Raw genomic sequence first — 24,028 nt, forward strand, 5'->3', positions numbered from 1 at the left:
TCATCCGACGAAAAACCCCCTGCATATGGGCCTTCCGTCGAAAGCATCAGCGGCTTGAGAAAATGGATTGACCTGCGCAGCCAGCCGTGAATACACTTTGCGCAAAGCCACTTGTATACAATTACAAAACCTAAGAGGCACAAAACCATGAGCAAAATGAGAGCAATCGAAGCCGCCGTTCTGGTGATGCGCCGCGAAGGGGTCGATACCGCTTTTGGCATCCCGGGTGCCGCCATCAACCCACTGTATTCGGCACTGCAGAAAGTCGGAGGCATCGATCACGTCCTCGCTCGCCACGTTGAAGGCGCCTCGCACATGGCCGAGGGCTACACCCGCACCAAGGCCGGCAACATCGGCGTATGCATCGGCACCTCCGGCCCCGCCGGCACCGACATGGTCACCGGGCTGTACAGTGCCTCGGCCGACTCGATTCCCATCCTTTGCATCACCGGCCAGGCCCCTCGCGCCCGGCTGCACAAGGAAGACTTCCAGGCCGTGGACATCACCAGCATCGTCAAGCCGGTGACCAAATGGGCGACCACCGTCCTCGAGCCGGGCCAAGTGCCCTACGCCTTCCAGAAAGCCTTTTATGAGATGCGCTCCGGCCGCCCAGGCCCGGTGCTGATCGACCTGCCGTTCGATGTGCAAATGGCGGAAATCGAATTCGACATCGACGCCTACCAGCCCCTGCCCCTGGCCAAACCTTCGGCCACTCGGATCCAGGCAGAAAAAGCCCTGGCCCTGCTGGACCAGGCCGAGCGTCCCTTGCTGGTGGCCGGTGGCGGCATCATCAACGCCGATGCCAGCGAGCTGCTGGTGGAGTTCGCCGAACTGACCGGCATCCCGGTCATCCCGACGCTCATGGGCTGGGGCACCATTCCGGACGATCACCCACAAATGGTGGGCATGGTCGGCCTGCAAACCTCCCATCGCTACGGCAACGCCACCCTGCTCAAGTCCGACGTGGTCCTGGGCATCGGCAACCGCTGGGCCAACCGCCACACCGGCTCGGTAGAGGTTTACACCGAAGGCCGAAAATTCATTCACATCGATATCGAGCCGACCCAGATTGGCCGCGTCTTCACCCCGGACCTGGGCATCGTCTCCGACGCAGGCTCGGCCCTGACCGTGCTCCTGGAAGTGGCTCGTGAATGGCAAACCGCCGGCAAGCTGAAAAACCGCAGTGCCTGGCTGCAGGATTGCCAGCAGCGCAAGGCCAGCCTGCACCGCAAGACCCACTTCGACAACGTGCCGGTCAAGCCACAGCGGGTCTACGAAGAGATGAACCAGGTGTTCGGCAAAGACACCTGCTACGTCAGCACCATCGGCCTGTCGCAAATCGCCGGGGCGCAGTTCCTCCACGTCTACAAGCCGCGTCACTGGATCAACTGCGGCCAGGCCGGCCCGTTGGGCTGGACCATTCCAGCAGCCTTGGGCGTGGTCAAGGCCGACCCGAGTCGCAAGGTGGTGGCGCTGTCCGGCGATTACGACTTCCAGTTCATGATCGAAGAGCTGGCTGTCGGCGCGCAGTTCAAGCTTCCGTACATCCACGTCGTGGTGAACAACTCCTACCTAGGGCTGATTCGCCAGGCCCAGCGCGGTTTCGACATGGACTACTGCGTGCAGCTGTCTTTCGACAACCTCAATGCCCCGGAACTCAACGGTTATGGCGTCGACCACGTCGCGGTCGCCGAAGGCCTGGGTTGTAAGGCCCTGCGGGTGTTCGAACCGAGCGAAATCCAGCCGGCCCTGCGCAAGGCCCAGGAAATGCTCCAGACCTTCAAGGTGCCGGTGGTGGTGGAGATCATCCTCGAGCGCGTCACCAACATCTCCATGGGCACCGAGATCAACGCCGTCAACGAGTTCGAAGACCTGGCGTTGGTGGGCAATGACGCCCCGACTGCGATCTCCCTGCTGGACTGACCATTCGCCATTGATCGTTCCCGGGGCACGCCGGGAACGACGCTGTTAACAGGAGCCCCCCCATGCCGCGTTTTGCCGCCAACCTGTCCATGCTGTTCACCGAACAGGACTTCCTGGCCCGCTTCGAAGCTGCCGCCAACGCCGGCTTCAGCGGTGTCGAATACCTGTTCCCCTACGAATTCAACTCCGCCGAGATCAAGGCCCAACTGGATGCCCATGGCCTGACCCAGGTGCTGTTCAACCTGCCGGCCGGCGACTGGGCCAAGGGTGAGCGCGGAATCGCTTGCCTGCCGGACCGGGTCGAGGAGTTCCGTGGCGGGGTCGACCTGGCCATCGCCTATGCCAAGGTCCTGGGCAACACCCAGATCAACTGCCTGGCCGGGATCCGCCCACAGGGCATCGACGATGCGACCCTGGAAAAGACCTTCGTCGCCAACCTCAAGTACGCCGCCGACAAGCTGCAGGCCGTCGGCATCAAGCTGGTGATGGAAGCCATCAACACCCGCGACATTCCCGGCTTCTACCTGAACAACACCGCCCAGGCCCTGTCGATCCGTGAACAGGTGGGCAGCCCCAACCTGTTCCTGCAGTACGACATCTACCACATGCAAATCATGGAGGGTGACCTGGCCCGGACCATGGCCAATCACCTGGGCGAAATCAACCATATCCAGCTGGCGGACAACCCCGGGCGCAACGAGCCGGGCACCGGTGAAATCAACTACCGCTTCCTGTTCGAACACTTGGACAAGATCAATTACCAGGGCTGGGTCGGCTGTGAGTACAAGCCGTTGACCACCACTGAAGCAGGCCTCGGCTGGCTGAAAACCCATAACGCAATCTGACTCCCACCTGGTAGGAGCCGGATCGCCGGCGAAGAGGCACTTAAGCCCTGCACGGCCATCAAGACCGCTATCGCTGGCAAGCCAGCTCCTACAAGGTCCGCCTGACTAGAGGATTTTTATCATGGCTAAAATCGGATTTATCGGCACCGGCATCATGGGCCTGCCCATGGCGCAGAACCTGCAAAAAGCCGGGCACAGCCTGTTCCTGTCCGAGCATTACGGCACCGCACCGGCCGAACTGATCGCCGCCGGCGCCGTGGCCTTGGCCAACCCGAAGGAAGTGGCCCAGGAAGCCGAATTCGTCATCATCATGGTTCCCGACACCCCCCAGGTGGAAGACGTTTTGTTGCGTGCCGACGGCGTAGCTGCCGGGATCGGCAAGGGCAAGATTGTCATCGACATGAGTTCGATTTCCCCAACGGCGACCAAGGCGTTTGCCGCTCAGATCAACGAAAAAGGCGCGCAATACCTGGACGCTCCGGTATCCGGCGGTGAGGTCGGGGCCAAGGCCGCGACCTTGAGCATCATGGTCGGCGGCGACAGTCAAGCCTTCGAACGCGCCCTGCCGTTGTTCCAGAGCATGGGCAAGAACATCACCTTGGTCGGTGGCAACGGTGACGGCCAGACCGCCAAGGTGGCCAACCAGATCATCGTCGCCCTGAACATCCAGGCCGTGGCCGAAGCACTGCTGTTCGCCGCCAAGAACGGTGCCGATCCGGCCAAGGTGCGTGAAGCCCTGATGGGCGGGTTCGCCTCGTCGAAGATCCTCGAAGTCCACGGCGACCGCATGATCAAGGGCACCTTCGATCCGGGCTTCCGCATCAGCCTGCACCAGAAGGACCTCAACCTGGCCCTGGCCGGCGCACGGGAACTGGGGGTCAACCTGCCCAACACCGCCAACACCCAGCAAGTGTTCAGCACCTGCGCGGCCATCGGTGGCAGCAATTGGGACCACTCGGCACTGATCAAGGGCCTGGAGCATATGGCGAACTTTTCGATTCGCGATAAATAACCCCGCCACGCCCTCCCCTCTGTAGGAGCCCGGTTTGCCGGCGATGAGGCCAGTTGCATTTGCACAAGGCTTGAGGCCGCCACCGCCGGCAAGCCGGCTCCTGCACTTCCAATAATAAGAATGCCCCGGGAGCCCGCTTATGTCGGTCGATCCACAACAATTCCTGCGCGAGCTTTTCGATACAGCCATCGACGCCGCCCACCCGCAACACGTCCTTGAAGCCCATCTACCCACTGATCGCAGCGGTCGGGTGATCGTGATTGGCGCAGGCAAGGCTGCTGCCGCCATGGCCCAAGTGGTGGAGCGCTGCTGGCAGGGTGAAGTCTCAGGGCTGGTGGTCACCCGCTACGGCCACGGCGCCCCCTGCGAAAAAATCGAAGTGGTGGAAGCTGCCCACCCGGTTCCCGACGCCGCCGGCTTGGCGGTCGCCACCCGAGTGTTGCAGATGGTCAGCGGCCTCAATGAAAGCGATCGGGTGATCTTTCTCCTGTCCGGTGGCGGCTCGGCCTTGCTGGCCCTACCCGCCGCCGGCATCACCCTGGCGGACAAGCAGGCAATCAACAAGGCCCTGCTCAAATCCGGCGCCACCATCGGCGAGATGAATTGCGTGCGCAAGCACCTCTCGGCGATCAAGGGTGGCCGCCTGGCCAAGGCCTGCTGGCCCGCCACGGTGTACACCTACGCCATCTCCGATGTGCCGGGCGACCTGGCCACCGTCATCGCCTCCGGCCCCACCGTGGCCGATCCCAGCACTTCGACAGAAGCCCTGGCGATCCTCAAACGCTATGCCATCGAGGTGCCAGCAGCCGTGCGCAACTGGCTACAGAGCCCCGAGTCGGAAACCGTCAAGCCCGGCGACCCGAGCCTGGCCCGCAGCCACTTCCAGTTGATCGCCAGGCCCCAGCAGTCCCTGGAGGCCGCCGCCGTCAAAGCCCGCCAGGCCGGCTTCAGCCCGCTGATCCTCGGCGACCTGGAGGGGGAATCCCGGCAAGTGGCCAAGGTGCACGCCGGTATCGCCCGCCAGGTTCTACTGCACGGCCAACCCCTGGCCGCCCCCTGCGTGATCCTCTCCGGCGGCGAAACCACCGTCACCGTGCGCGGCAACGGCCGGGGCGGGCGCAATGCCGAGTTTCTCCTGAGCCTGACCGAAAGCCTCAAAGGCCTGCCCGGGGTCTACGCCCTGGCCGGCGACACCGATGGCATCGACGGTTCCGAGGACAACGCCGGCGCCCTCATGACCCCCACCAGCTACGCCCGCGCCGCCGCCCTGGGCCTGAGCGCCAGTGACGAACTGGACAATAACAACGGCTACGGCTACTTCGCCGCGCTCGACAACCTGATCGTCACCGAGCCAACCCGCACCAACGTCAACGACTTCCGCGCCATCCTGATTCTTGAGAGCCCTGCACATGACGCCTGATAAAAAGGTCAAAATCCTCGCCACCCTCGGCCCGGCCATCCAAGGCATCGACGATATCCGCGACCTGGTGAAGGCCGGGGTCAACATCTTCCGCCTCAACTTCAGCCACGGCAGCCACAGCGACCACGCCCTGCGCTACCAATGGATCCGTGAAGTCGAGCAGCAACTGAACTACCCCCTGGGCATCCTCATGGACCTGCAAGGTCCGAAACTGCGGGTCGGCACCTTTGCCGCCGGCAAGGTCCAACTGGCGCGTGGCCAGGCCCTGCGCCTGGACCTGGATAACACCCCCGGTGACCAGACTCGGGTCAGCCTGCCGCACCCGGAAATCATCGCGGCTCTGGAGCCCGGCATGGACTTGCTGCTGGACGACGGCAAACTGCGCCTGCGGGTGGTTGCCAAGCACGCCGACGCCATCGACACCACCGTGCTCAACGGCGGCGAGCTGTCGGACCGCAAAGGCGTCAACGTCCCTGAAGCCCTGCTCAACCTCAGCCCGCTGACCACCAAAGACCGTCGCGACCTGAGCTTCGGCCTGGAACTGGGGGTGGACTGGGTGGCGCTGTCATTCGTGCAGCGCCCGGAAGACATTCACGAAGCCCGTGCCCTGATCGGCGACAAGGCCTTCCTGATGGCCAAGATCGAGAAGCCAAGCGCCGTCACCCAGTTGCGGGAAATCGCCGCCCTGAGCGACGCCATCATGGTGGCGCGGGGTGACCTAGGGGTGGAAGTGCCGGCCGAGAGCGTGCCGCAGATTCAGAAAAACATCATCAGCACCTGCCGCCAACTGGGCAAACCGGTGGTGGTCGCCACCCAGATGCTGGAGTCCATGCGTTTTTCCCCGGCACCGACCCGTGCCGAGGTCACCGATGTGGCCAACGCCGTGGCAGAGGGCGCCGACGCGGTGATGCTGTCGGCGGAAACCGCCTCCGGCGAATACCCGCTGGAGGCCGTGCAGATGATGAGCAAAATCATTCGCCAGGTGGAGGGCGGCCCGGACTACCAGAATCAATTGGACGTCAGCCGGCCCCAGGCCGAGGCCACCGTGTCCGACGCCATCAGCTGTGCGATCCGTCGCATCAGCAGCATCCTGCCGGTGGCGGTGCTGGTGAACTACAGCGAATCTGGCGCCTCCAGCCTGCGCGCAGCACGGGAACGACCACGGGTGCCGATTCTCAACCTGACGCCCAACCTGTCCACCGCTCGCCGCCTGACCGTGGCCTGGGGTGTGCACTCGGTGGTCAACGACCGGCTGCGACAGGTGGATGAAGTGTGCTCCACGGCCTTGGAAATCGCCCAGGCCCAAGGCCTGGCCAAACGCGGCGATACCTTGCTGATCACCACGGGCGTGCCCTTTGGCCAGCCGGGCTCGACCAATTCGCTGCGGATCGAAACCCTGATCTGAACCCCATGCCACCACCCGCCACGGCATCAGGTCGCGGCGGGTGGTGATCGATCGAAGCCTTACATGCCCGCCAAGACGTTCAACCACCATTGCCCCGACTGGGCCGAAGCCTTGCTCAACGGTTTCAGCCAAGTGTTTTTGCAACGCCACCCCTTTTTCGGCCTGCTGTGTTTGCTGGCCATCCTGACGGCGGCTCCCACGCTGCTGGGCGCAGCCCTGCTCGGCGCGTTGGGCGGCCTGCTCACCGCTCAGTGCCGGGGCTATGCCAAGGCCCATCGGCAAGCCGGGCTGTTCAGTTACAACGGCATCCTGCTGGGCTTGCTGCTGAGCCAACAACTGCCCTGGTCGCCCTTGTTGCCGCCGCTGATCATCGCCAGCTCGGGCCTCAGCGCAATCCTCACCCAGCAATGGCTCAAGCGGGCCCGCCCATCAAGCCAACTGCCGGCCTACACCGCGCCCTTTGTCGGGCTTGCCTGGTTACTGCTGACCCTGAGCGAGCCAGCCTTGCCCTACTCAGCGGTACCCGTCAGCGCCGCCGCGGGCGACTGGCTAGGGGCGGTCTTCATGGGCATTGGCCAGGTGATGTTTCTCGACCAGCCCCTGGCCGGCGCCTTGATTGCCAGCGGCTTATGGGTGGCCAACCGCCGTGCCGCAACCTGGGCCCTGGCGGGCTCCGTGGCCGGCCTTGCATTCACCTGGCTGCACCACGAAAACGCCAGCGCCTTACAGGGCCTGGGCGGGTACAACAGCGCCCTGGCAGCCTTGGCCCTGAGCCAAGTAACCCGCCGCCCCTGGCTGCCACTGCTGGGCATTGCCCTGGCATTGCTGGTCACCCCGGGCTTCAGCAGCCTGGGCCTGCCCACCCTGACCGCACCTTTTATCCTCGCCTGCTGGCTGGCACGTGCCGGGGCCCGCGTGCTGCAACAAGCAGCCCGTGACAGTGCGCCTTGCGCAACCCGGGGCAATCCCCCTAGGCTTCGCTGATCTTCGACTCAGGCAGGCCCAATGGACAGCAGCGACACCTGGCGGCAACGCCTCTATGTGATGATTTTCCAGACCGACACCGTGGCCGGACGACGCTTCGACAGCAGCCTGTTGCTGATCATTCTCGCCAGCCTGGTGATCGTGATCCTCGACAGCATCGACGAGGTGCATCGCAATTACGCCGGGGTGCTGGCGGCGATCGAATGGGGCTTCACCCTGATCTTCCTCATCGAGTACGGCCTGCGCCTGTACTGCTCGCCCAAGCCCCTGCGCTACGCCTTCAGCTTCTATGGGCTGGTGGACTTGCTGGCGATCGTCCCCGGGATCCTCGCCCTCTACTACAGCGACGCCCAGTACCTGTTGATCATCCGGGTGATCCGCATGCTGCGCATCTTCCGTGTGCTCAAGCTCGGCCCCTACCTGAAACAGGCCCACTACCTGCTGGACGCCCTGCGCGGCAGCAAGCAGAAGATCCTGGTGTTCCTGCTCAGCGTCTGCACCCTGGTCACGGTGTTCGGCACCCTGATGTACGTGGTCGAGGGCCCGGAACACGGCTTCACCAGTATTCCGAAGGGCATCTACTGGGCCATCGTCACCCTGACCACCGTCGGTTACGGCGACATCGTGCCCAAGACCATCCTCGGGCAGATCATCTCCTCCATGGTGATGATCACCGGTTACTCGATCATCGCCGTGCCCACTGGGATTTTCACCGCCGAACTGGCCAATGCCATGCGCGGTGGCCAGCTCAAGCACGACTGCCCGGTGTGCCAGAAAGACAACCACGAACAACAGGCGGCGTTCTGCTCTCGATGCGGCAATGCGCTGTTCAAGAAAACGGCATAAGCAAAGTGCTTTTTAATCTTTAAAGACCTATAGCGCCCCGGCTATAGTCGGCGGCAAATTGCCTTCACTCTCGAATAAAAGGAATGTGCAGTGAAAAAACTCGTTAGCGCCTCACTCCTCGCCGCCGGCCTGGCCCTGGGCAGCGTCGCCCAAGCGGCCCCGACCCTGTTGAACGTTTCCTACGACGTGATGCGCGATTTCTACAAGGACTACAACGCGGCCTTCCAGAAACACTGGCAAGCCGAGCACAAAGAGAACATCACCCTGCAGATGTCCTTCGGCGGCTCCAGCAAACAGGCGCGCTCAGTGATCGATGGCCTGCCGGCCGACATCATCACCATGAACATGGCGACCGACATCAACGCCTTGGTGGACAACGGCCAACTGGTGCCCGACAACTGGGTCACCCGCCTGCCGAACAACAGCGCGCCGTTCACCTCCGCCACGGTGTTTATCGTGCGCAAAGGCAACCCCAAGGCCCTGAAAGACTGGCCGGACCTGCTCAAGGATGGCGTGCAAGTGATTGTGCCCAACCCGAAAACCTCGGGTAACGGCCGTTACACCTACCTCTCGGCCTGGGGTTATGTGCTGAAGAACGGCGGCGATGAGAACAAGGCCAAGGCCTTTGTCGGCAAGCTGTTCAAGCAGGCGCCCGTGCTGGATACCGGCGGCCGCGCCGCCACCACTACCTTCATGACCAACCAGATCGGCGACGTACTGGTGACCTTCGAAAACGAAGCGGAAATGATTGCCCGGGAGTTTGGTCGCGATCAGTTCGAAGTGATCTACCCAAGCGTCTCCGCCGAAGCCGAGCCGCCCGTTTCAGTGGTCGACAAAGTGGTGGACAAGAAAGGCACCCGCGCCGCTGCCGAGGAATACCTGAAGTACCTGTGGTCGCCTGAAGGCCAGGAAATTGCCGCCAACAACTACCTGCGCCCACGGGACCCGAAAGTCCTGGCCAAGTACACCGACCGCTTCCCGAAAGTCGACTTCCTCTCGGTGGAGAAAACCTTCGGCGACTGGCGCAGCGTGCAAAAGACCCACTTCAATGATGGCGGGGTCTTCGACCAGATCTACGGCGACGCCAAGTAAGCGCAGTGACAAAAAAAAGCGACCTTGATGGTCGCTTTTTTTATGCCTGCCGCTTGAGACGCAAGGGCTAGAGGCCCACCACCGGGCTCAACAGCGCCGCCTCCTGGGCCGGTTGCCGCTCCGGCAACATGGCTTCAGCCTCGACCTCGATCAGCCACTCGGGTAACGACAAGCCACTGACGATGATCCAGGATGAGGCCGGAGGGTCGTTGGGAAAACGCTGGAGCAGCACTTGGCTGATCCACTCCTGCTGGTCGCGGGCCGCTTCGGCAATGTAGATCCTCAGCATCACCACATGACTCAGTTCACCGCCCGCCTGGGCCAGCACCCGCTCGATATTGTCAAACGCCTGTTCGGTCTGCTCCCGCAGCCCGGGGCCGACAGTGGATTCGTGTTCGTCGACACCGACCTGACCGGACAGCAGCAAGCGCCGACCGCCACGCACCTCGACAGCCTGGCTGAAACCATATTGCAGCGAGTTGAAAACACTTGGCGGATTGAACGTGGATTTTTGCATGGAGCCTCCTGGCCTATAGGGCGACAGAAAACCCTAAACCAAGCCCGCCCGGAGTTCCATCGAAAGGCCATCACCGCAACACTTGGTAATGCAACGACACATCCCTACACCGTAAAAGACGTGCACAGCCCAGCCGTCACATCGGCGGCGTCACCCCGTCCTTGCCGGCCGAGATCGATTGCGCGGTCAAGGTACCGTCGGCACTTTGGGTCACGAACATGACCACCTTGACCCCGGCCTTCAACAGGCTACGGTCACCTGGGGTCAGATTGACGATGGGTACATCGTCCGGCACCAGGATTTTCTGCTGGCCGCCCTTGTAGTTCACAGTCAGGGTGCGGCCGTTGCTCACCACCAAGTCACCAACGCTGCCATTGGTCATGCTGCTGCCTTTGACCAGGTCGAACGGGCGATGCCCTTCACCGGTGCCGGCCATTTGCGGCGGGAACACATGGACTTCCAGGGCCTTGAGGGTGCCGTCGGCCATGGGCACAGCGGCCGAACCGATGTAGCTGCCGGGCTTGATGTCCTCGATATTGGCCAAGGTCACGGCACGCACCTGGGTCTGGGGCGTCAATTGGATGGTGGCGCTCTCACCGCTGCTGGCCTGCACCCGCAACGTGTCACCGTTGACCGCAGTGATTTCCCCACGCACGCCCATGCGCATGCCCGGGGCGTCCTGGGCCTGGGCCGTGCCCAAGGCCGCCAAGGTGATGAAAGACAGGGCTTGAACGCCCCTGAGCAGACAACGAACAGACCGATTCATGGGGCAGGTTTCCTCTGAGGACAGCGTGCAAAGGCAGGCACGCCGAAGGCCGTGAAAAACGTAAGCACGCTATCGAAGCAGATGTAAGTAAATGTATCATCAGAGCCTGACGTCGGTCGCCCCTTCAACCCGCCGCTTGACCCGCGCCGAGCATTTATTCCCAGCGGGAATAAATACTATTGCCCTGCCCTCTCTACCGCGCCATGGGCTCGCCTCTTAACCTCGCCCACATCCTTTTCGCCGCCAAGAGAACCGCGATGACTTCCACCACCCAAGCGCTGCACGCTGCCAGCACGACAATGACCCGAGGCATGGTGTTGCTGTTTGCCTTTTGCTGCGGCGCCATTGTTGCCAACATCTACTACGCCCAGCCGATCATCGAGTTGATTGCGCCGGATGTCGGCCTGTCCAGCACCCTGGCCAGCCTGATCGTGTCCCTGACCCAGATCGGTTACGCCCTGGGCCTGTTTTTCCTGGTGCCCCTGGGCGACCTCCTGGAAAACCGTCGCCTGATGATCACCACCACCCTGGTGGCCATCGCCAGCCTGCTGTGGGCCGCGTTCACCACCACACCCAATGCCTTTCTCCTGGTTTCGCTGCTGATCGGGTTCAGTTCGGTGTCGGTGCAGATCCTCATTCCCCTGGCCGCCCACCTGGCGCCAGCCGAATCTCGCGGCCGCGTGGTGGGCGGGATCATGGGCGGGCTGCTGCTGGGGATCCTCCTGGCGCGGCCGGTGTCCAGCGTGGTGGCCGACCACTTCGGCTGGCGCACGATGTTTATTGCCGCCGCTGTGTTGATGGCCGCCATCAGCCTGGTGCTGGCCCTGACCATGCCCAAGCGCCAACCGGATCACAGCGCCAGCTACGGCCAGTTGCTGCGCTCCCTGGGCACCTTGCTGCGCCAACAGCCAGTACTGCGCCAGCGGGCGTTCTATCAGGGCTGCATGTTCGCTGCCTTCAGCCTGTTCTGGACCGCCGCGCCTCTGGAGTTGGCGCGCAATCACGGCCTGTCCCAGACCCAGATCGCCATCTTCGCCCTGGTGGGTGCCATCGGCGCCATTGCCGCGCCCATCAGCGGCCGTCTGGCGGATGCCGGCCACACCCGCATTGCCTCGTTGCTGGCCATGTTGTTCGCTGCCTTGAGCTTTCTTCCGGGCCTGGTGCATCCGGCCTACAGCGTGATCGGCCTGGCAGTGAGCGGCGTGGTCCTGGACTTCTGTGTGCAGATGAACATGGTGCTCGGCCAACGTGCGGTCTACGCCCTGGACGCCCAGAGTCGCAGCCGCCTCAACGCGCTGTACATGACCAGCATCTTTATCGGCGGCGCCTTCGGCTCGTCCATCGCCAGCGCGGTCTACGAACGTGGCGGCTGGCTGGGAATCATGCTGGTGGGCAGCCTGTTTCCACTGCTGGCCTTGTTGCGCTTCCTGGCGGTACGCGAGCGCAACGCCCACGCCTGACCCACAAGGTTGTAGCTGGATTGCCAGTTGCCGGCCACACACGGCGGGGGTACAACAAGTGCCCTCGCCCACTGCCCCTTCAAGGACTTCCCATGGACCGCCTCGCCGCGATGGAGACCTTCGTCATGGTGCTGGAAACCGGCTCGTTTTCCGCCGCTGCCCGGCGCTTGAACATCGGTCAGCCTGCCGTTTCGAAAAGCATCGCACAGTTGGAAGCCCACTTGGCCGTGCGGCTGTTGCTGCGTTCCACCCGCGGCCTGACCCCAACCGAAGCCGGCCTGGCGTTTTTTGAACGGGCCAAACGCACCCTGGAAGAAGCCGATGAAGCGGAGAGCGCCGCCCGGGGCTCGGCCGCCGGGTTGCGCGGCACCCTGCGCATCGGCGCCGCGGTGACCTTTGCCCGGCTGCACATCGTTCCGCACCTGGGGCCCTTTCTGGACCGGCATCCGGAACTGGACATCGACATCGTGCTGGACGACAGCAACATCAACCTGGTGGAAGCGGGGATCGATGTGGCCCTGCGCATGGGCACCCTTGAGGATTCAGCGCTGACCGCGCGCCAGATCAGCCAGTGTCGTCGACTACTGCTGGCCACCCCGGACTACTTTGTCCGGCACGGCGAGCCCGAAGCGCCCAGCCAGTTGCCACAGCACCCGGCCATCGTCTACAGCCTGGGCGGTGGCGCACACTGGTCCTTCACCCGCGGTGAAGAACAGCAGTCGGTGGGGCTCGCCGGCAGAGTGCGGGTCAATGCTGCAGAAGCCATGCGTGCGGCGGTGCTGGCCCATCAGGGGCTGGCCGTGGCCTCAGAGTGGATGTTCGCCCCGGAGCTGGCCAATGGCACCGTTCGGGCAGTGCTCACGGACTGGCAACTGCCGCCGCAAAAACTCTGGGCGGTGTTCCCCACCGGAAGGCAGGCCAGCGCCAAGGCGCGGGCCTTTGTCGACTACGTCGAAGGACTGCTGGGGCGCTGAGCGCCTTGCCGGCGCGCGCCTGACGAGCGGGCAGACTCACCAACAAAGCAACCTGACTAGATGTGCTCGCGAATCAGCACTTCGGTCTTCGATTCCTCGCCCCACTGGCGCAGCCGCTTGATCAAATCCGGGTCGTTCTCGCCCACTAGATAAAGCACCTCCATCGACTGGCCGGCTGCCCACTCAGCAAACCCGCAATGCTCGAAGTCTTCGAGGCGCGCCAGTTGGAACTCGCTTTCACAGAAGCCCGGCGCGACGAACTCATTGCTGCCCCGCCCGCTGTTCAACGCAATGAAATCACAGGTCATGTGCACCACGCCCCAGTCGGCCTTGCGCCAACTGCCCAGGGCGTGGGTGAAGCGCTTGCGCGCCACATCGGTAAACCCGAGGCTGTCCACCACGACGCGCTGGTTGACGATGAGCCAGAACTTACGCTGTTTCGGCGCCTTCAATTGGATCTCGCCGGTGACTTTGGATGCGCGCAAGGCCAGGGCGATCACCACCAGCAAGGGCGCGAAGTAGCTGAAAAATGTCTCGAACCGGGTGGGTTGGATCAGGGTCGCGAACTTGTCCACCTGCGTGCGCCGTGACTCACGCTCCTTCTCGGTGTCCTGCAACGCGGTGAGCCAGTCCTGCACCGGTTTGGCCGAGTACTCGCTAGCGATCCCTGGCAGATCTGCGAGCACCTTGAGAACCGCAAGCTCCGACAGCGGTCGGGCCAAGCCTGCATAACGCTCGCACAGGCGGCCGACCTGCTCGGCATCGGCGGGCTCGTAACGCGTCGCGGCCGACGCACACGACTCAGGGCTCAGCAAGTCGTTGATCTGCGCCTTGAGGCTTTTTTCAATGGACTGGTAGGCGCCCTGCGCCAGCGTGTGGTCCGACTCGAACCAGGACGTGCGCACGACCTGGGTCTGCCCGATCAACGCCAAAGAGGCGAACAGCAGCCAGACGTAATCGACCCGCTTCCACCACACTTCGTCCCGTGGGCGGCAGGCGATGAACAACCAGCAAAACAGGTAATAGATAAAGGCGAACAACGCCACCAGGCACAAGGGCTCCAGCGACAGGTAGATCAGGCCGGGGGCCTCGATACCGCCCAGGTAGTACAAAACAACAAAAAACAGGCACACATACAGCGCAATCAGCATTCGCGCCAAATACGCCTTGTTGGGTTTTTTCTTCATCAGGTGCTCAGACAACGATGCTCAGGGACATCCCGCTGTATCGGCCAGCGGGCTAAGTGCTTGAACAATGAGCACTATCGTCACCAGACGGGGCGACAGCCGTCACTTATTTGAACTGTCGACCCAAGCCTGAGGGGACACCATGGACGTCGGTCTCTTCCCAAGGGCCGTCCGGGCTGATGGAGCGGCTCCAACCGTTGTTCCAGCGGTAATAGGTGCGCTGGCGATAGAAGGTATTGCTCTGGCCGTCCAGCACGTAGACGCCCAGGCGCCCGTCCCAATGGCTATTGCCGCCAGGCGGTGGGGCAAAGCTGGCGGACGTGCGTGGCACGGGCTTGGCTGGACGGTTGGGCGTCGCCGGCGTGCCGGGCGCGGTGGAGGGCTGGGGCCGGCTGCTGGGGACCGAAGGCGGAATGGGTTCGGAGGTGGTTTGCACCGGCCGCTGGACCGAACATGCACTCAACCCCAGGACCAGTGACAACAGGGTGATACGAGTGATGGCGGTCATGGCGGCTTCTCGGCTTATTGGTCAGGGCTGTCGATGGTCAATTGCTGTTGCGCGGTGGTGCTGCTGGCCAGGGGCTTGCTGCGCCCTACCCACTCACCGGCGGTCGGTTGGCCGGCGCGGGATACCCGAGCAACCAGTTGGACTTCAGGGAAGTTCGACAGTTTCAACTGCGGCATCATCGCGTCGGCATCACCCAATTCGACGGTGGCCGGCAGGTCGGCCACGGTCAGGCGCTTGGCCGCCAATGGCGCGGGCGGCCCCTGAGTGGCGCGGGCGAAGATAAACACGCTATCACCCGGTTGGACCTTGGCCTTGAGCTCCGCCGCCAGGTCGACCCGCACCTTGAGCAATGCCGCCTTGGCAGTGGCCACCGGTGCCTGGGCGACCTTGCCGCCGTTGGCCACCAGCTTCTCGCTGGCCCGCTCGATGCCGCCTTGCAGGGCTGCACGGGAATTATCGTCCGCCGGCAGCTGGGCCAGCAGGCGCGTCCAGTAATCAATGGCCTCCTGATAACGCTGCCCTTCGAAGGCGGCGATGCCCAGCAGGCCGAGACTGGTGACTTCCTTGGGATCCGCCTTCAGGGCTTCGTCGGTCAGGGCCTGGACCTTGTCCGACCATTGCTTGTTATCGGCAAAGTACTGGGCCTGGGCCCACTGCCCCAACAGCTCCGGCTGACGCCCGGCCAGGGCCACAGTGCGTTCGAAGATCTTCGCCGCGTCCGCTGGACGGTCCTGGGCCATGTAGGTCCGCCCGAGGAAGTACAAGCCCTCGGCGGAATCCGGTTGCGCGGCCACGGCGCGCTCCAGGCGGCGGGTCATCTCCTCCATGGACTGCGGCGCCTGGGCAAATTCCCGGGTCAGCTCGACTTTGTCGCTGGCACCAAAATGCAGGTACAAACCCAGGCCCAGCACCGGCACCAAAATCGCCGCCAGCAGCGGCAAGGGTTTGCCCAATCGGGACACCCGGGCCGGCGCCAAGCCTTCGGTATCGGCCAGCAACTCGCGCGCCGCTTCGGCACGGCCACTGTCCATCTGCTCGGCATTCAGCACGCCCTCGGCCTGCTGGCCCTGCAACTCGGCCACGCGTTCTTGATAAAGCGCCACGTTGAGCGCGGTACGATCCTCTTCACGCTGGGCACGGCGTACACGCAAGATGGGGATCAACAGAAAACTCAGGGCCACCAGGAGCAGCAGGCCTGCAGCAAGCCAGAAATCAATCATTCGCGGTCTTTTTCCAACAGTTGGTCGAGGCGCTGGCGCTCGTCGACAGAAAGCGTGTTCGGGCTGTCGCTGCGCTCAACGCGCCGACGCCGGACGATCACGGCAATGATCAGCACACCGCCCAGCAACAGGCCGGCGGGACCGAACCAGAGCAAGGCGGTTTTTCCGGTGAGGGCCGGCTTGTAGCGAACGAAGTCGCCATAGCGGTCCACCATGAAGTCGATGATCTGCTGGTTGTCCTTGCCCTCGCCAAGCATGCGGAAGATCTCTTTGCGCAGGTCAGCGGCGATCGGCGCATTGGAGTCGGCAATGTCCTGGTTCTGGCACTTGGGGCACCGCAGTTCCTTGGTCAACTCACGAAACCGTGCACGCTCGGCGTCCGTGGCGAACTCATAGGTGTCGATAGCCGCCTGGGCCAGGCCGACCAGGCCCAGGCTCAAGACGGCGGCAGCCAACCAACGCTTCATGGCTTGGCCTCATCCACCAGGGCCTGGTACTTGGCTGCGAGCTTTTCACGCCAGACCACCTCGTCAATCACTCCGACGTATTTGTCGCGGATGATGCCCTTGGCGTCGACGAAGAAGGTTTCCGGAGCGCCGTAGACCCCGAGGTTGAGACCCAGGGAGCCCTCCTCGTCGCGGATATCCAGCTGGTAAGGGTTATGGAACTCGGCCAGCCACTTCAAGGCGTCGGCGTTCACGTCCTTATAGTTGATGCCGTAGATGACCACGCCCTTTTCGGCCAGCTTGTTCAGCACCGGGTGCTCGACCCGGCAGGAAATGCACCAGGTGCCCCAAACGTTGACCAGCGCTGGTTTGCCCAGCAAGTCGGCACGGGTCAAGGTCTTGTCGCCCTGCACCGAAGGCAGGGAGAACTCCGGGAACGGCTTGTCGATCATTGCCGAGGGCAGCTCGGCTGGGTCCAGATACAGGCCCCGGTACAGAAACACCGCCATCAGCAGAAACAACGCCAGGGGCAGTACCATCATCCAACGTCTCATGCAGCGGCTCCTTCCATGCCCAGTGCTTCCCGCACGCGGCTTTTCACCTTGACCCGATAGCGCCGATCCAGGGCCGCCAGCAAGCCACCAAAACCGGTGAGCAGGCCACCGAACCAGATCCAGCGCACGAACGGCTTGACGTGTACCCGCACCGCCCAGGCGCCGTCCCCTAGGGACTCGCCCAGGGCCACATACAGGTCACGGGTGAAACCGGCGTCGATCCCGGCTTCGGTCATCATCGAATTCTGCACCGTGTACAAACGCTTCTCGGGGTGCAGCACCGCCACTTCCTGACCATTGCGCACCACCCGTACGGTGCCTTTGTCGGAGGTGAAGTTAGGCCCTTCAAAGTGCTTGGCACCCTCGAAGATGAAGTGGTAACCGGCCAGGTCCATGGACTCCCCCGGCTCCAGGCGCAAGTCGCGCTCGGCGCTGTTCTGGCTCGACAGCACCACGCCCAGGGCACAGACCGCGATCCCCAAATGCGCCAGCTGCATGCCCCAGTAGCTGCGGGTCAGGCTCGGCAGGCCCTTGATCAGGCCTTTGTGGCGGGTCTTGTCGAAGATGTCGCGCACCCCGGCCAACAGCACCCAGGCCGCCAGCATAAAGGTCGCCAGCACCGCCCAGTTGAAGTCGCCGTATGCGATGCCGGCCACCACTGCCAAGGCGGCGCTGCCCAGCAGGACCGGGGTCAGCATGCCCACCAGCCATTTCACCGGGGTATCTTTCCAGCGCACCAGCACGCCCACGGCCATCACCACCATCAACAACGCCATCAGCGGAATGAACAAGGCGTTGAAGTACGGCGGGCCCACCGACAGCTTGGCCCCGCTCAGAGCGTCCAGCACCAGCGGGTACAAGGTCCCGAGCAGGATCATCGAGGCCGCCACCACCAGCACCAGGTTGTTGCCCAGCAGCAGGGTTTCCCGCGACCACAGGTTGAAGCCCACGTGGCTCTTGACCACCGGTGCGCGCAAGGCGAACAGGGTCAGCGAGCCGCCGACCACAAACAACAGGAAGATCAGGATGAACACGCCGCGCTCGGGGTCCGAGGCAAAAGCGTGCACCGACGTCAGCACCCCGGAGCGCACCAGGAAGGTCCCCAGCAAGCTCAAGGAAAAGGCCGCAATGGCCAGCAGCACGGTCCAACTCTTGAATACACCACGTTTTTCCGTGACCGCCAGGGAGTGAATCAGCGCCGTGCCCACCAGCCAGGGCATAAAGGAAGCGTTTTCCACCGGATCCCAGAACCACCAGCCGCCCCAGCCCAGTTCGTAGTAGGCCCACCAGGAACCTAGGGTGATGCCGATGCCGAGGAAGGCCCAGGCAACGATGGTCCAGGGCCGCGACCAGCGAGCCCAGGCAGCGTCGAGGCGACCGCCGAGCAAGGCGGCGATGGCAAAGGCGAAGGCCACCGAAAAACCGACGTAGCCCATGTAGAGCATCGGCGGGTGAACGATCAGGCCGATGTCCTGCAGCAGCGGGTTGAGGTCGCGGCCGTCTGTCGGGATCTGCGGCAGAATCCGTTCAAAGGGGTTGGAAGTCAGGATCAGGAACAGCAGGAAGCCGGTGCTGATCATGCCCATCACGGCCAGCACCCGGGCCAGCATCACTTGCGGCAGTTGCCGGGAGAACACCGACACCGCGAAGGTCCAGCCACCGAGGATCAAGGCCCAGAGCAGCAGCGAACCTTCGTGGGCACCCCACACTGCACTGAACTTGTAGTACCAGGGCAAGGCGCTGTTGGAGTTGCTGGCCACATAGGCCACCGAGAAATCGTCGACCATAAAGGCGTAGGTCAGGCAGCCGAAGGCGAACGCCAGAAAGGCGAACTGCCCCCAGGCGGCCGGCTGGGCCAGGCTCATCCACAGACGGTCGCCACGCCAGGCGCCCAGCAGCGGCAACACCGCCTGGACCAGGGCAAAGCACAGCGCCAGGATCATCGCCAGATGCCCCAGCTCGGGAATAAAGATGCCGGACGTCATGGGTTAACCCTCTTTGGCTGGTGTCGGCGCCGACTGGCCGCTGTCTTTCAGGGCCTTGGTCACTTCCGGCGGCATGTACTTCTCGTCGTGTTTGGCCAGTACCTCGTCGGCCACCACCACGCCGTCGGCGTTGAGCTTGCCGAGGGCGACGATACCCTGCCCTTCGCGGAACAGGTCCGGAAGGATGCCGCGGTAGGTGATGGTCACGGACTTGTTGAAGTCGGTGACCACGAACTTGACGTCCAGGGAGTCGGCGGAGCGCTGCAGGGAGCCGGCTTCCACCATGCCGCCGGCGCGGATACGCGTGTCCAGCGGTGCTTCACCGTTGGCGATCTGAGTCGGGGTGTAGAACAGGTTGATGTTTTCCTTCAGTGCGCTGAGGGCCAGGCCCACTGCGAGCCCGACGCCCAGCAGGATCGCCAGGATGATCAAAAGACGCTTTTTACGCAGCGGATTCACTTACCGTTCTCCCGGCGCAAACGACGCGCCTCTTGTTGCAGATAGCGCTTGCGGGCCAGGATCGGCAGCGCCACGTTCAGAGCCAGGACCGCCAGGCACAGGCCGTAGGCCGTCCAGACATACAGGCCGTGATGGCCCATGGCGAGAAACTCGCCGAAGGATGCAAAACTCATCGTGCGGCCTCCAGGCTGCTCTCGACCTCGGCCTTGACCCAACTGGCCCTGGCTTCGCGCTTGAGGACCTCAAGGCGCATGCGCAACAACAAGACGGCGCCGAAGAAGCAGTAGAAGCCGAGCACCGTCAGCAGCAGCGGCAACCACATTTCCACCGGCATGGCGGGTTTTTCCGTCAGGGTGAAGGTCGCGCCCTGGTGCAGGGTGTTCCACCACTCCACCGAGTACTTGATGATCGGGATGTTAATCACCCCGACAATGGCCAGCACCGCACAGGCCTTGGCGGCACTGTCACGATTGCGGATGGCGTAGCCCAGCGCAATAAGACCGAAGTACAGAAACAGCAGGATCAGCATAGACGTCAGTCGGGCATCCCAGACCCACCACGAACCCCAGGTCGGCTTGCCCCAGATGGCACCGGTGACCAGGGCCACGGCGGTCATCCAGGCGCCGATCGGTGCTGCGCACTGCAGGGCGACGTCGGCCAGTTTCATTTTCCACACCAAGCCCACCACCCCGCACACGGCCAGCATCACGTAGCAGGACTGGGCCAGCATGGCCGCCGGCACATGGATGTAGATGATGCGGAAGCTATTGCCCTGCTGGTAATCCGGCGGGGCAAAGGCCAGGCCCCATACCACCCCCACACCGATCAACAACAGAGCGGCAATGCTCAGCCAGGGCAGCAGCTTGCCGCTGATGGCGTAAAACCATTTGGGCGAGCCGAGCTTATGAAACCAGGTCCAGTTCATTTGCTGTTTCCATCACGGTTGCTTCTCGTTGTTACGAAAAGCCAGGGTCTTTTTCTGGGTCAGAGAAAGTGATCAAAAAATAATCAGACCTCATTATTATTCGCCGACGCTGATCTTCAGGCCAGCAGCTATTGCAAAGGGTGTCAGGGTCACTGCCAGGGCGGTCAGGCTCCCAAGCCACAGCAGATAACCGGTCGCCGGCATGCCCTGCAACGCCGCCTGCAAGGCGCCACTGCCGAGAATCAGTACCGGGATGTACAGCGGCAAAATCAGCAGCGCCAACAACAGGCCGCCGCGCTTGAGGCCCACCGTCAACGCCGCGCCTACTGCGCCCAGCAGGCTCAGCACCGGCGTGCCCAGCAACAGGGACAACAACAGCGCCGGCAGGCAGGCGCTGGGCAAGCCGAGCATCAACGCCAGCAAGGGGGCTAGCAATACCAGTGCCAGCCCGGAAAAAGCCCAGTGTGCCAGCACCTTGGCCAAGACCAGAAGAGGCAGGGGGTGCGACGAAAGGACCCACTGTTCAAGGGATCCGTCTTCAAAATCACTGCGAAAAAGCCCGTCCAGCGAGAGTAGTACGGATAACAAAGCCGCCACCCAAACCAGCCCAGGAGACAAGGTTTGCAACAATTGTGTCTCAGGTCCCACCGCCAGTGGGAACAGTGAGACAACAATGGCAAAGAACACCAACGGGTTGGCCAACTCTGCCGGACGACGGAACAACAGCCGCGCTTCACGGGCGACCAACAAGGCAAAGACAGTCATACGGCCCAACGCCCCAGGTCGATGTCGCGATAACCGCTCGGCATGCGCGTCAGGCTGTGGTGGGTGGTCAGCAGCACCATGCCGCCGCGCTCACAGTGCTCGGCCAGGTGCGCTTCCAATTGGGCGACGCCCTGCTTGTCGAGGGCGGTGAAGGGTTCGTCGAGGATCCACAGCGGCGGGCCGTCCAGGTACAAACGGGCCAGGGCTACGCGGCGTTGCTGGCCGGCGGACAGGGTATGGCAAGGGACATCTTCAAAGCCGCGCAAGCCCACCGCGGCCAAGGCCTGCCAGATGGCGTCGCGGCTGGCGGGCTGGTGCAGGGCGCAAAGCCAGCTGAGGTTCTCTTCAGCCGTGAGCAAATCCTTGATCCCGGCGGCATGGCCGATCCACAACAAATTGCGCGCCAGTTCACTGCGCTGGGTGTGCAAGGGTTGGCCATTGAGCAAGACTTCGCCGCTGGTCGGTTGCATCAACCCGGCCAGCAGTCGCAACAGGCTGGTTTTGCCGCTGCCGTTGGGCCCGCTGATCTGCAACATGTCGCCTGGCGCCAGACGCAAATCGAGGTGTTCGAAGAGCATCCGCCAGTCTCGCTCACAGGCAAGCGCTACGGCTTCTAGAAGAGGACTGGTCAAGTGATGGCGGGCCTTTACAGTTCAAGTCGGCAGTGGAGCGGCCGTTAAAGGGATGCAGAATAAATGCATTCGCGGCCTGTTCTAGAGAGCTGCGTCAAACATTTGCAATGTTTTCACCACTGCCCGGAAGACGGGCGGCATTATACATGCGATGCCCTACTCTAAAGAGGGCTTATTTCCTCAGGTTGTGTCCAGATGTCAGGTGAAATCAACATCCCTCTATTGCCCCAGCTGACGCCCGCCAGCGCCCGCCTGTCGAGCCTCGCTGGAGAGTTGCTGAAGCTGGCCCAGCCCCTGGAAGGCCTGATCGCCGCCGGCCAGACCGCCAAGGCGGAAGTGCTGTCACTGAAGCAATCGGACCAGGCCTTTCAGCTCTTGCTCAAGGTCACCCTCGACAACGGCAAGCAGACCACCTTGCAGGCCACCAGCAGCCAGCCTCTGCCCCAAGGCACCAGCCTGGCGGTGAGCCAGCCCTCGGCCGGCAACCTGGCAATCACCGTACAACAGGCCCTGGCCTCCAGCGTTGCCACCCTGACCCGCCTCGACACGGCACAACTGCCTGCCGGGACCTTGCTGCAAGGCAAGGTCCTGACCAGCCAGGTGCTGCCCCAGGGCCCCGGCCAACCGGTGATCTACCGCTCTCTGGTGAGCCTGCTCAACACCGCACAGAGCGGCAGCACCCTGAGCCTCGAAAGCCCCACGCCGCTGCGCATCGGCAGCCTGCTGAGTGCCTTGGTCGAAGACTCCCAGACCTTGCGTTTCGTACCCTTGAGTGGTCGCCAGGATCAATTGGCCGTGGCCCAGCAACTGGCCACCCAGCAGAATCGCCAAGCCTCTCTGAGCGGGCTGATCAGTGCCTTGCAGAACCTGCCAAGGACGGACGCTACGTCCACCGACCTTCGGGCGGCGGTGGATAAACTCTTGGCTGGGCTGCCGGACCTGCAGCAATTGAGCAATCCCAAAGGCCTGGCCCTGGCCCTGGCCAACAGCGGTGCCTTTCTTGAGTCGCGCTTGCTGGGCGGTGATAACCCGGCCCTGACGCCGGACCTCAAAGGCAACCTGCTGCGACTGATCGCCCAACTGGCGCCGGGGTTGCCGGCCAATAGCAACTTCAATGCGCTGATCGCCGCCAATACCCTGGCCCAGGCCTTGCCGAGTTTTGTCCGCAGCGCCTTGGGCACCTTGGGCCAGGTCAGCGCCAAACCGACGCCCGGCGGCTTCCCCCTGCCCTCTCGGCTGCTCCAGAGTCAGGACGGCGAAGGCGACCTGGAGCACCTGCTGCGCCTGGCCGCAGCGGCCGTGTCGCGCCTGCAAAGCCATCAATTGGCGAGCCTGGAACAAAGTGGCCTGACCGACGATGGCCGCCTGCAAACCACCTGGCAGTTGGAAATCCCCATGCGCAACCTGCAAGACATCGTGCCCTTACAGGTCAAGTTGCAGCGCGAGGAGCCGGCGGAACCAGAGCCCCAAGACAAGCGCGAAGAGAAGGAAGCCAAGCAGCCCCTGTGGCGGGTGGAACTGGCCTTTGACCTGGATCCCCTGGGCCCGCTGCAAGTACAGGCGCAACTGATTCAGGGCCGCCTGTCCAGCCAGCTCTGGGCCGAACAGCCCTACACCGCGAGCCTGATCGAAAGCCACCTGGGCCGCCTGCGCGAGCGCCTGCTGGCGGCCGGCCTGAACGTGGGCGACCTGGACTGCCACCTCGGCAGCCCACCCCAGGGCCCGCAAACCCGACTGGAACAACGCTGGGTCGACGAAACCGCATGAGCACTCACACACCCCGCCAGGCCATCGCCCTCAAGTACGACGGCCAGCAAGCCCCAACCCTGACCGCCAAAGGCGACGACGAGCTGGCGGAAGCCATCCTGAAAATCGCCCGCGACTATGAAGTGCCGATCTATGAAAACGCCGAGTTGGTGCGGTTGTTGGCGCGCCTGGAACTAGGGGACAGCATTCCGCCGGAGCTGTACCTGACCATCGCCGAGATCATTGCGTTCGCCTGGAACCTCAAGGGCAAGTTTCCAGTGGGGCATGACCCACGAGTGGCGCAGCAAGAGAAGGACGTCACCGAACGCGGGGACGATTATTAGGGAAGAGCAGCGG

General features: G+C 63.2%; 25 protein-coding genes. 12 read left to right on the plus strand and 13 right to left on the minus strand.

The genetic code is table 11. The annotated features are described in order from the left end of the window. The first annotated feature begins 147 nt into the window (after nt 1-147). The 8 genes from gcl to M1B35_RS24555 all read left to right on the plus strand — a co-directional run bounded on the left by gcl (nt 148) and on the right by M1B35_RS24555 (nt 9,527). A complete protein-coding gene (gene gcl / locus M1B35_RS24520) occupies nt 148-1,923 on the plus strand; it encodes a glyoxylate carboligase (RefSeq protein WP_123330205.1) in 1,776 nt (591 codons plus the stop codon). 62 nt (nt 1,924-1,985) lie between these two features. Further along, nucleotides 1,986-2,768 (plus strand): hydroxypyruvate isomerase, encoded by a 783-nt coding sequence (gene hyi, locus M1B35_RS24525; RefSeq protein ID WP_123330204.1) that lies wholly within the window; start codon nt 1,986-1,988, stop codon nt 2,766-2,768. Between the two features lie 121 nt (nt 2,769-2,889). Next, entirely contained in the window at nt 2,890-3,780 is an 891-nt protein-coding gene (locus tag M1B35_RS24530) for a 2-hydroxy-3-oxopropionate reductase (RefSeq protein WP_123330202.1), read from the plus strand. A 139-nt stretch (nt 3,781-3,919) separates the two neighbouring features. Beyond that, nucleotides 3,920-5,200 carry a glycerate kinase type-2 family protein gene (locus M1B35_RS24535; protein ID WP_268263356.1) on the plus strand — a complete coding sequence of 427 codons (1,281 nt, stop codon included), beginning with the start codon at nt 3,920-3,922 and terminating at the stop codon, nt 5,198-5,200. Further along, nucleotides 5,190-6,605, plus strand: coding sequence for a pyruvate kinase (gene pyk, locus M1B35_RS24540; RefSeq protein ID WP_268263357.1), 1,416 nt, complete (start codon nt 5,190-5,192; stop codon nt 6,603-6,605). Before M1B35_RS24535 ends, pyk begins: the two co-directional genes overlap by 11 nt. A 63-nt stretch (nt 6,606-6,668) precedes the next feature. Beyond that, nucleotides 6,669-7,589 carry an urea transporter gene (locus M1B35_RS24545; RefSeq protein WP_268263358.1) on the plus strand — a complete coding sequence of 307 codons (921 nt, stop codon included), beginning with the start codon at nt 6,669-6,671 and terminating at the stop codon, nt 7,587-7,589. A 21-nt stretch (nt 7,590-7,610) separates the two neighbouring features. Next, entirely contained in the window at nt 7,611-8,435 is an 825-nt protein-coding gene (locus M1B35_RS24550; protein ID WP_268263359.1) for an ion transporter, read from the plus strand. A gap of 90 nt (nt 8,436-8,525) precedes the next feature. Continuing rightward, entirely contained in the window at nt 8,526-9,527 is a 1,002-nt protein-coding gene (locus M1B35_RS24555; protein WP_268263360.1) for a sulfate ABC transporter substrate-binding protein, read from the plus strand. Nucleotides 9,528-9,594: 67 nt separating this feature from the next. Here the strand turns inward: M1B35_RS24555 and M1B35_RS24560 are convergent, their stop codons facing one another. Beyond that, on the minus strand, nt 9,595-10,044 hold the full coding sequence (locus M1B35_RS24560) for a RidA family protein (RefSeq protein ID WP_268263361.1): 450 nt from the start codon (nt 10,042-10,044) through the stop codon (nt 9,595-9,597). A gap of 136 nt (nt 10,045-10,180) precedes the next feature. Continuing rightward, complete coding sequence (locus tag M1B35_RS24565) at nt 10,181-10,810, minus strand: DUF5666 domain-containing protein (protein WP_268263362.1); 630 nt, start codon at nt 10,808-10,810, stop codon at nt 10,181-10,183. A gap of 257 nt (nt 10,811-11,067) precedes the next feature. Between M1B35_RS24565 and M1B35_RS24570 the strand changes: the two genes are divergently transcribed. Together M1B35_RS24570 and M1B35_RS24575 are read left to right on the plus strand one after the other, a co-directional pair. After that, nucleotides 11,068-12,270, plus strand: a complete 1,203-nt coding sequence (locus M1B35_RS24570; protein ID WP_123330186.1) for an MFS transporter — start codon at nt 11,068-11,070, stop codon at nt 12,268-12,270. A 92-nt stretch (nt 12,271-12,362) separates the two neighbouring features. Next, nucleotides 12,363-13,244: a LysR family transcriptional regulator gene (locus tag M1B35_RS24575; protein WP_268263363.1), complete on the plus strand. Its 882-nt coding sequence runs from the start codon at nt 12,363-12,365 to the stop codon at nt 13,242-13,244. Between the two features lie 56 nt (nt 13,245-13,300). Here the strand turns inward: M1B35_RS24575 and M1B35_RS24580 are convergent, their stop codons facing one another. The 11 genes from M1B35_RS24580 to ccmA form a co-directional block, all read right to left on the minus strand. Beyond that, nucleotides 13,301-14,431, minus strand: a complete 1,131-nt coding sequence (locus M1B35_RS24580; protein ID WP_268263364.1) for a hypothetical protein — start codon at nt 14,429-14,431, stop codon at nt 13,301-13,303. Nucleotides 14,432-14,537: 106 nt separating this feature from the next. Further along, nucleotides 14,538-14,939, minus strand: coding sequence for a hypothetical protein (locus M1B35_RS24585; RefSeq protein ID WP_268263365.1), 402 nt, complete (start codon nt 14,937-14,939; stop codon nt 14,538-14,540). A 14-nt stretch (nt 14,940-14,953) separates the two neighbouring features. After that, the gene (ccmI, locus tag M1B35_RS24590) at nt 14,954-16,159 is read right to left on the minus strand and encodes a c-type cytochrome biogenesis protein CcmI (RefSeq protein WP_123330177.1); all 1,206 of its coding nucleotides are present in this window, start codon (nt 16,157-16,159) and stop codon (nt 14,954-14,956) included. Next, on the minus strand, nt 16,156-16,626 hold the full coding sequence (locus M1B35_RS24595) for a cytochrome c-type biogenesis protein (protein ID WP_123330175.1): 471 nt from the start codon (nt 16,624-16,626) through the stop codon (nt 16,156-16,158). Before M1B35_RS24595 ends, ccmI begins: the two co-directional genes overlap by 4 nt. Next, nucleotides 16,623-17,159 carry a DsbE family thiol:disulfide interchange protein gene (locus M1B35_RS24600; protein ID WP_123330173.1) on the minus strand — a complete coding sequence of 179 codons (537 nt, stop codon included), beginning with the start codon at nt 17,157-17,159 and terminating at the stop codon, nt 16,623-16,625. The genes M1B35_RS24595 and M1B35_RS24600 overlap by 4 nt, the downstream gene beginning before the upstream one ends. Next, complete coding sequence (locus tag M1B35_RS24605) at nt 17,156-19,144, minus strand: heme lyase CcmF/NrfE family subunit (protein ID WP_123330171.1); 1,989 nt, start codon at nt 19,142-19,144, stop codon at nt 17,156-17,158. Before M1B35_RS24605 ends, M1B35_RS24600 begins: the two co-directional genes overlap by 4 nt. Before the next feature lie 3 nt (nt 19,145-19,147). Then, nucleotides 19,148-19,603, minus strand: a complete 456-nt coding sequence (ccmE, locus tag M1B35_RS24610) for a cytochrome c maturation protein CcmE (protein ID WP_123330169.1) — start codon at nt 19,601-19,603, stop codon at nt 19,148-19,150. Continuing rightward, nucleotides 19,600-19,776 carry a heme exporter protein CcmD gene (ccmD, locus tag M1B35_RS24615; protein ID WP_123330167.1) on the minus strand — a complete coding sequence of 59 codons (177 nt, stop codon included), beginning with the start codon at nt 19,774-19,776 and terminating at the stop codon, nt 19,600-19,602. The genes ccmE and ccmD overlap by 4 nt, the downstream gene beginning before the upstream one ends. After that, nucleotides 19,773-20,528 carry a heme ABC transporter permease gene (locus M1B35_RS24620; RefSeq protein WP_123330165.1) on the minus strand — a complete coding sequence of 252 codons (756 nt, stop codon included), beginning with the start codon at nt 20,526-20,528 and terminating at the stop codon, nt 19,773-19,775. The genes ccmD and M1B35_RS24620 overlap by 4 nt, the downstream gene beginning before the upstream one ends. 96 nt (nt 20,529-20,624) lie before the next feature. Next, the gene (ccmB, locus tag M1B35_RS24625) at nt 20,625-21,293 is read right to left on the minus strand and encodes a heme exporter protein CcmB (RefSeq protein ID WP_123330163.1); all 669 of its coding nucleotides are present in this window, start codon (nt 21,291-21,293) and stop codon (nt 20,625-20,627) included. Continuing rightward, nucleotides 21,290-21,871 (minus strand): cytochrome c biogenesis heme-transporting ATPase CcmA, encoded by a 582-nt coding sequence (gene ccmA / locus M1B35_RS24630; RefSeq protein WP_259740359.1) that lies wholly within the window; start codon nt 21,869-21,871, stop codon nt 21,290-21,292. Before ccmA ends, ccmB begins: the two co-directional genes overlap by 4 nt. Before the next feature lie 249 nt (nt 21,872-22,120). Here ccmA and fliK point away from each other — a divergent pair, with 249 nt between their 5' ends. Both fliK and M1B35_RS24640 read left to right on the plus strand, forming a co-directional pair. Continuing rightward, nucleotides 22,121-23,692 (plus strand): flagellar hook-length control protein FliK, encoded by a 1,572-nt coding sequence (fliK, locus tag M1B35_RS24635; RefSeq protein WP_268263366.1) that lies wholly within the window; start codon nt 22,121-22,123, stop codon nt 23,690-23,692. Continuing rightward, entirely contained in the window at nt 23,689-24,015 is a 327-nt protein-coding gene (locus tag M1B35_RS24640; RefSeq protein ID WP_123330157.1) for an EscU/YscU/HrcU family type III secretion system export apparatus switch protein, read from the plus strand. Before fliK ends, M1B35_RS24640 begins: the two co-directional genes overlap by 4 nt. The last annotated feature ends 13 nt before the right edge of the window (nt 24,016-24,028 follow it).

The organism is Pseudomonas morbosilactucae (genome assembly GCF_023241665.1).
In the GTDB taxonomy this organism is placed as follows: domain Bacteria; phylum Pseudomonadota; class Gammaproteobacteria; order Pseudomonadales; family Pseudomonadaceae; genus Aquipseudomonas; species Aquipseudomonas morbosilactucae.

Bases quoted from the DNA above. Each gene is read 5' to 3' on its own strand.
- M1B35_RS24535 (WP_268263356.1), top strand. From the start codon at position 3,920: ATGTCGGTCGATCCACAACAATTCCTGCGCGAGCTTTTCGATACAGCC.
- M1B35_RS24560 (WP_268263361.1), bottom strand. From the start codon at position 10,044: ATGCAAAAATCCACGTTCAATCCGCCAAGTGTTTTCAACTCGCTGCAA.
- M1B35_RS24605 (WP_123330171.1), bottom strand. From the start codon at position 19,144: ATGACGTCCGGCATCTTTATTCCCGAGCTGGGGCATCTGGCGATGATC.
- ccmB (WP_123330163.1), bottom strand. From the start codon at position 21,293: ATGACTGTCTTTGCCTTGTTGGTCGCCCGTGAAGCGCGGCTGTTGTTC.
- hyi (WP_123330204.1), top strand. From the start codon at position 1,986: ATGCCGCGTTTTGCCGCCAACCTGTCCATGCTGTTCACCGAACAGGAC.
- M1B35_RS24565 (WP_268263362.1), bottom strand. From the start codon at position 10,810: ATGAATCGGTCTGTTCGTTGTCTGCTCAGGGGCGTTCAAGCCCTGTCT.
- gcl (WP_123330205.1), top strand. From the start codon at position 148: ATGAGCAAAATGAGAGCAATCGAAGCCGCCGTTCTGGTGATGCGCCGC.
- M1B35_RS24550 (WP_268263359.1), top strand. From the start codon at position 7,611: ATGGACAGCAGCGACACCTGGCGGCAACGCCTCTATGTGATGATTTTC.
- ccmD (WP_123330167.1), bottom strand. From the start codon at position 19,776: ATGAGTTTTGCATCCTTCGGCGAGTTTCTCGCCATGGGCCATCACGGC.
- M1B35_RS24570 (WP_123330186.1), top strand. From the start codon at position 11,068: ATGACTTCCACCACCCAAGCGCTGCACGCTGCCAGCACGACAATGACC.
- ccmI (WP_123330177.1), bottom strand. From the start codon at position 16,159: ATGATTGATTTCTGGCTTGCTGCAGGCCTGCTGCTCCTGGTGGCCCTG.
- M1B35_RS24575 (WP_268263363.1), top strand. From the start codon at position 12,363: ATGGACCGCCTCGCCGCGATGGAGACCTTCGTCATGGTGCTGGAAACC.
- fliK (WP_268263366.1), top strand. From the start codon at position 22,121: ATGTCAGGTGAAATCAACATCCCTCTATTGCCCCAGCTGACGCCCGCC.
- pyk (WP_268263357.1), top strand. From the start codon at position 5,190: ATGACGCCTGATAAAAAGGTCAAAATCCTCGCCACCCTCGGCCCGGCC.
- M1B35_RS24580 (WP_268263364.1), bottom strand. From the start codon at position 14,431: ATGAAGAAAAAACCCAACAAGGCGTATTTGGCGCGAATGCTGATTGCG.
- M1B35_RS24600 (WP_123330173.1), bottom strand. From the start codon at position 17,159: ATGAGACGTTGGATGATGGTACTGCCCCTGGCGTTGTTTCTGCTGATG.
- M1B35_RS24545 (WP_268263358.1), top strand. From the start codon at position 6,669: ATGCCCGCCAAGACGTTCAACCACCATTGCCCCGACTGGGCCGAAGCC.
- M1B35_RS24595 (WP_123330175.1), bottom strand. From the start codon at position 16,626: ATGAAGCGTTGGTTGGCTGCCGCCGTCTTGAGCCTGGGCCTGGTCGGC.
- M1B35_RS24640 (WP_123330157.1), top strand. From the start codon at position 23,689: ATGAGCACTCACACACCCCGCCAGGCCATCGCCCTCAAGTACGACGGC.
- ccmA (WP_259740359.1), bottom strand. From the start codon at position 21,871: ATGCTCTTCGAACACCTCGATTTGCGTCTGGCGCCAGGCGACATGTTG.
- M1B35_RS24530 (WP_123330202.1), top strand. From the start codon at position 2,890: ATGGCTAAAATCGGATTTATCGGCACCGGCATCATGGGCCTGCCCATG.
- M1B35_RS24585 (WP_268263365.1), bottom strand. From the start codon at position 14,939: ATGACCGCCATCACTCGTATCACCCTGTTGTCACTGGTCCTGGGGTTG.
- M1B35_RS24620 (WP_123330165.1), bottom strand. From the start codon at position 20,528: ATGAACTGGACCTGGTTTCATAAGCTCGGCTCGCCCAAATGGTTTTAC.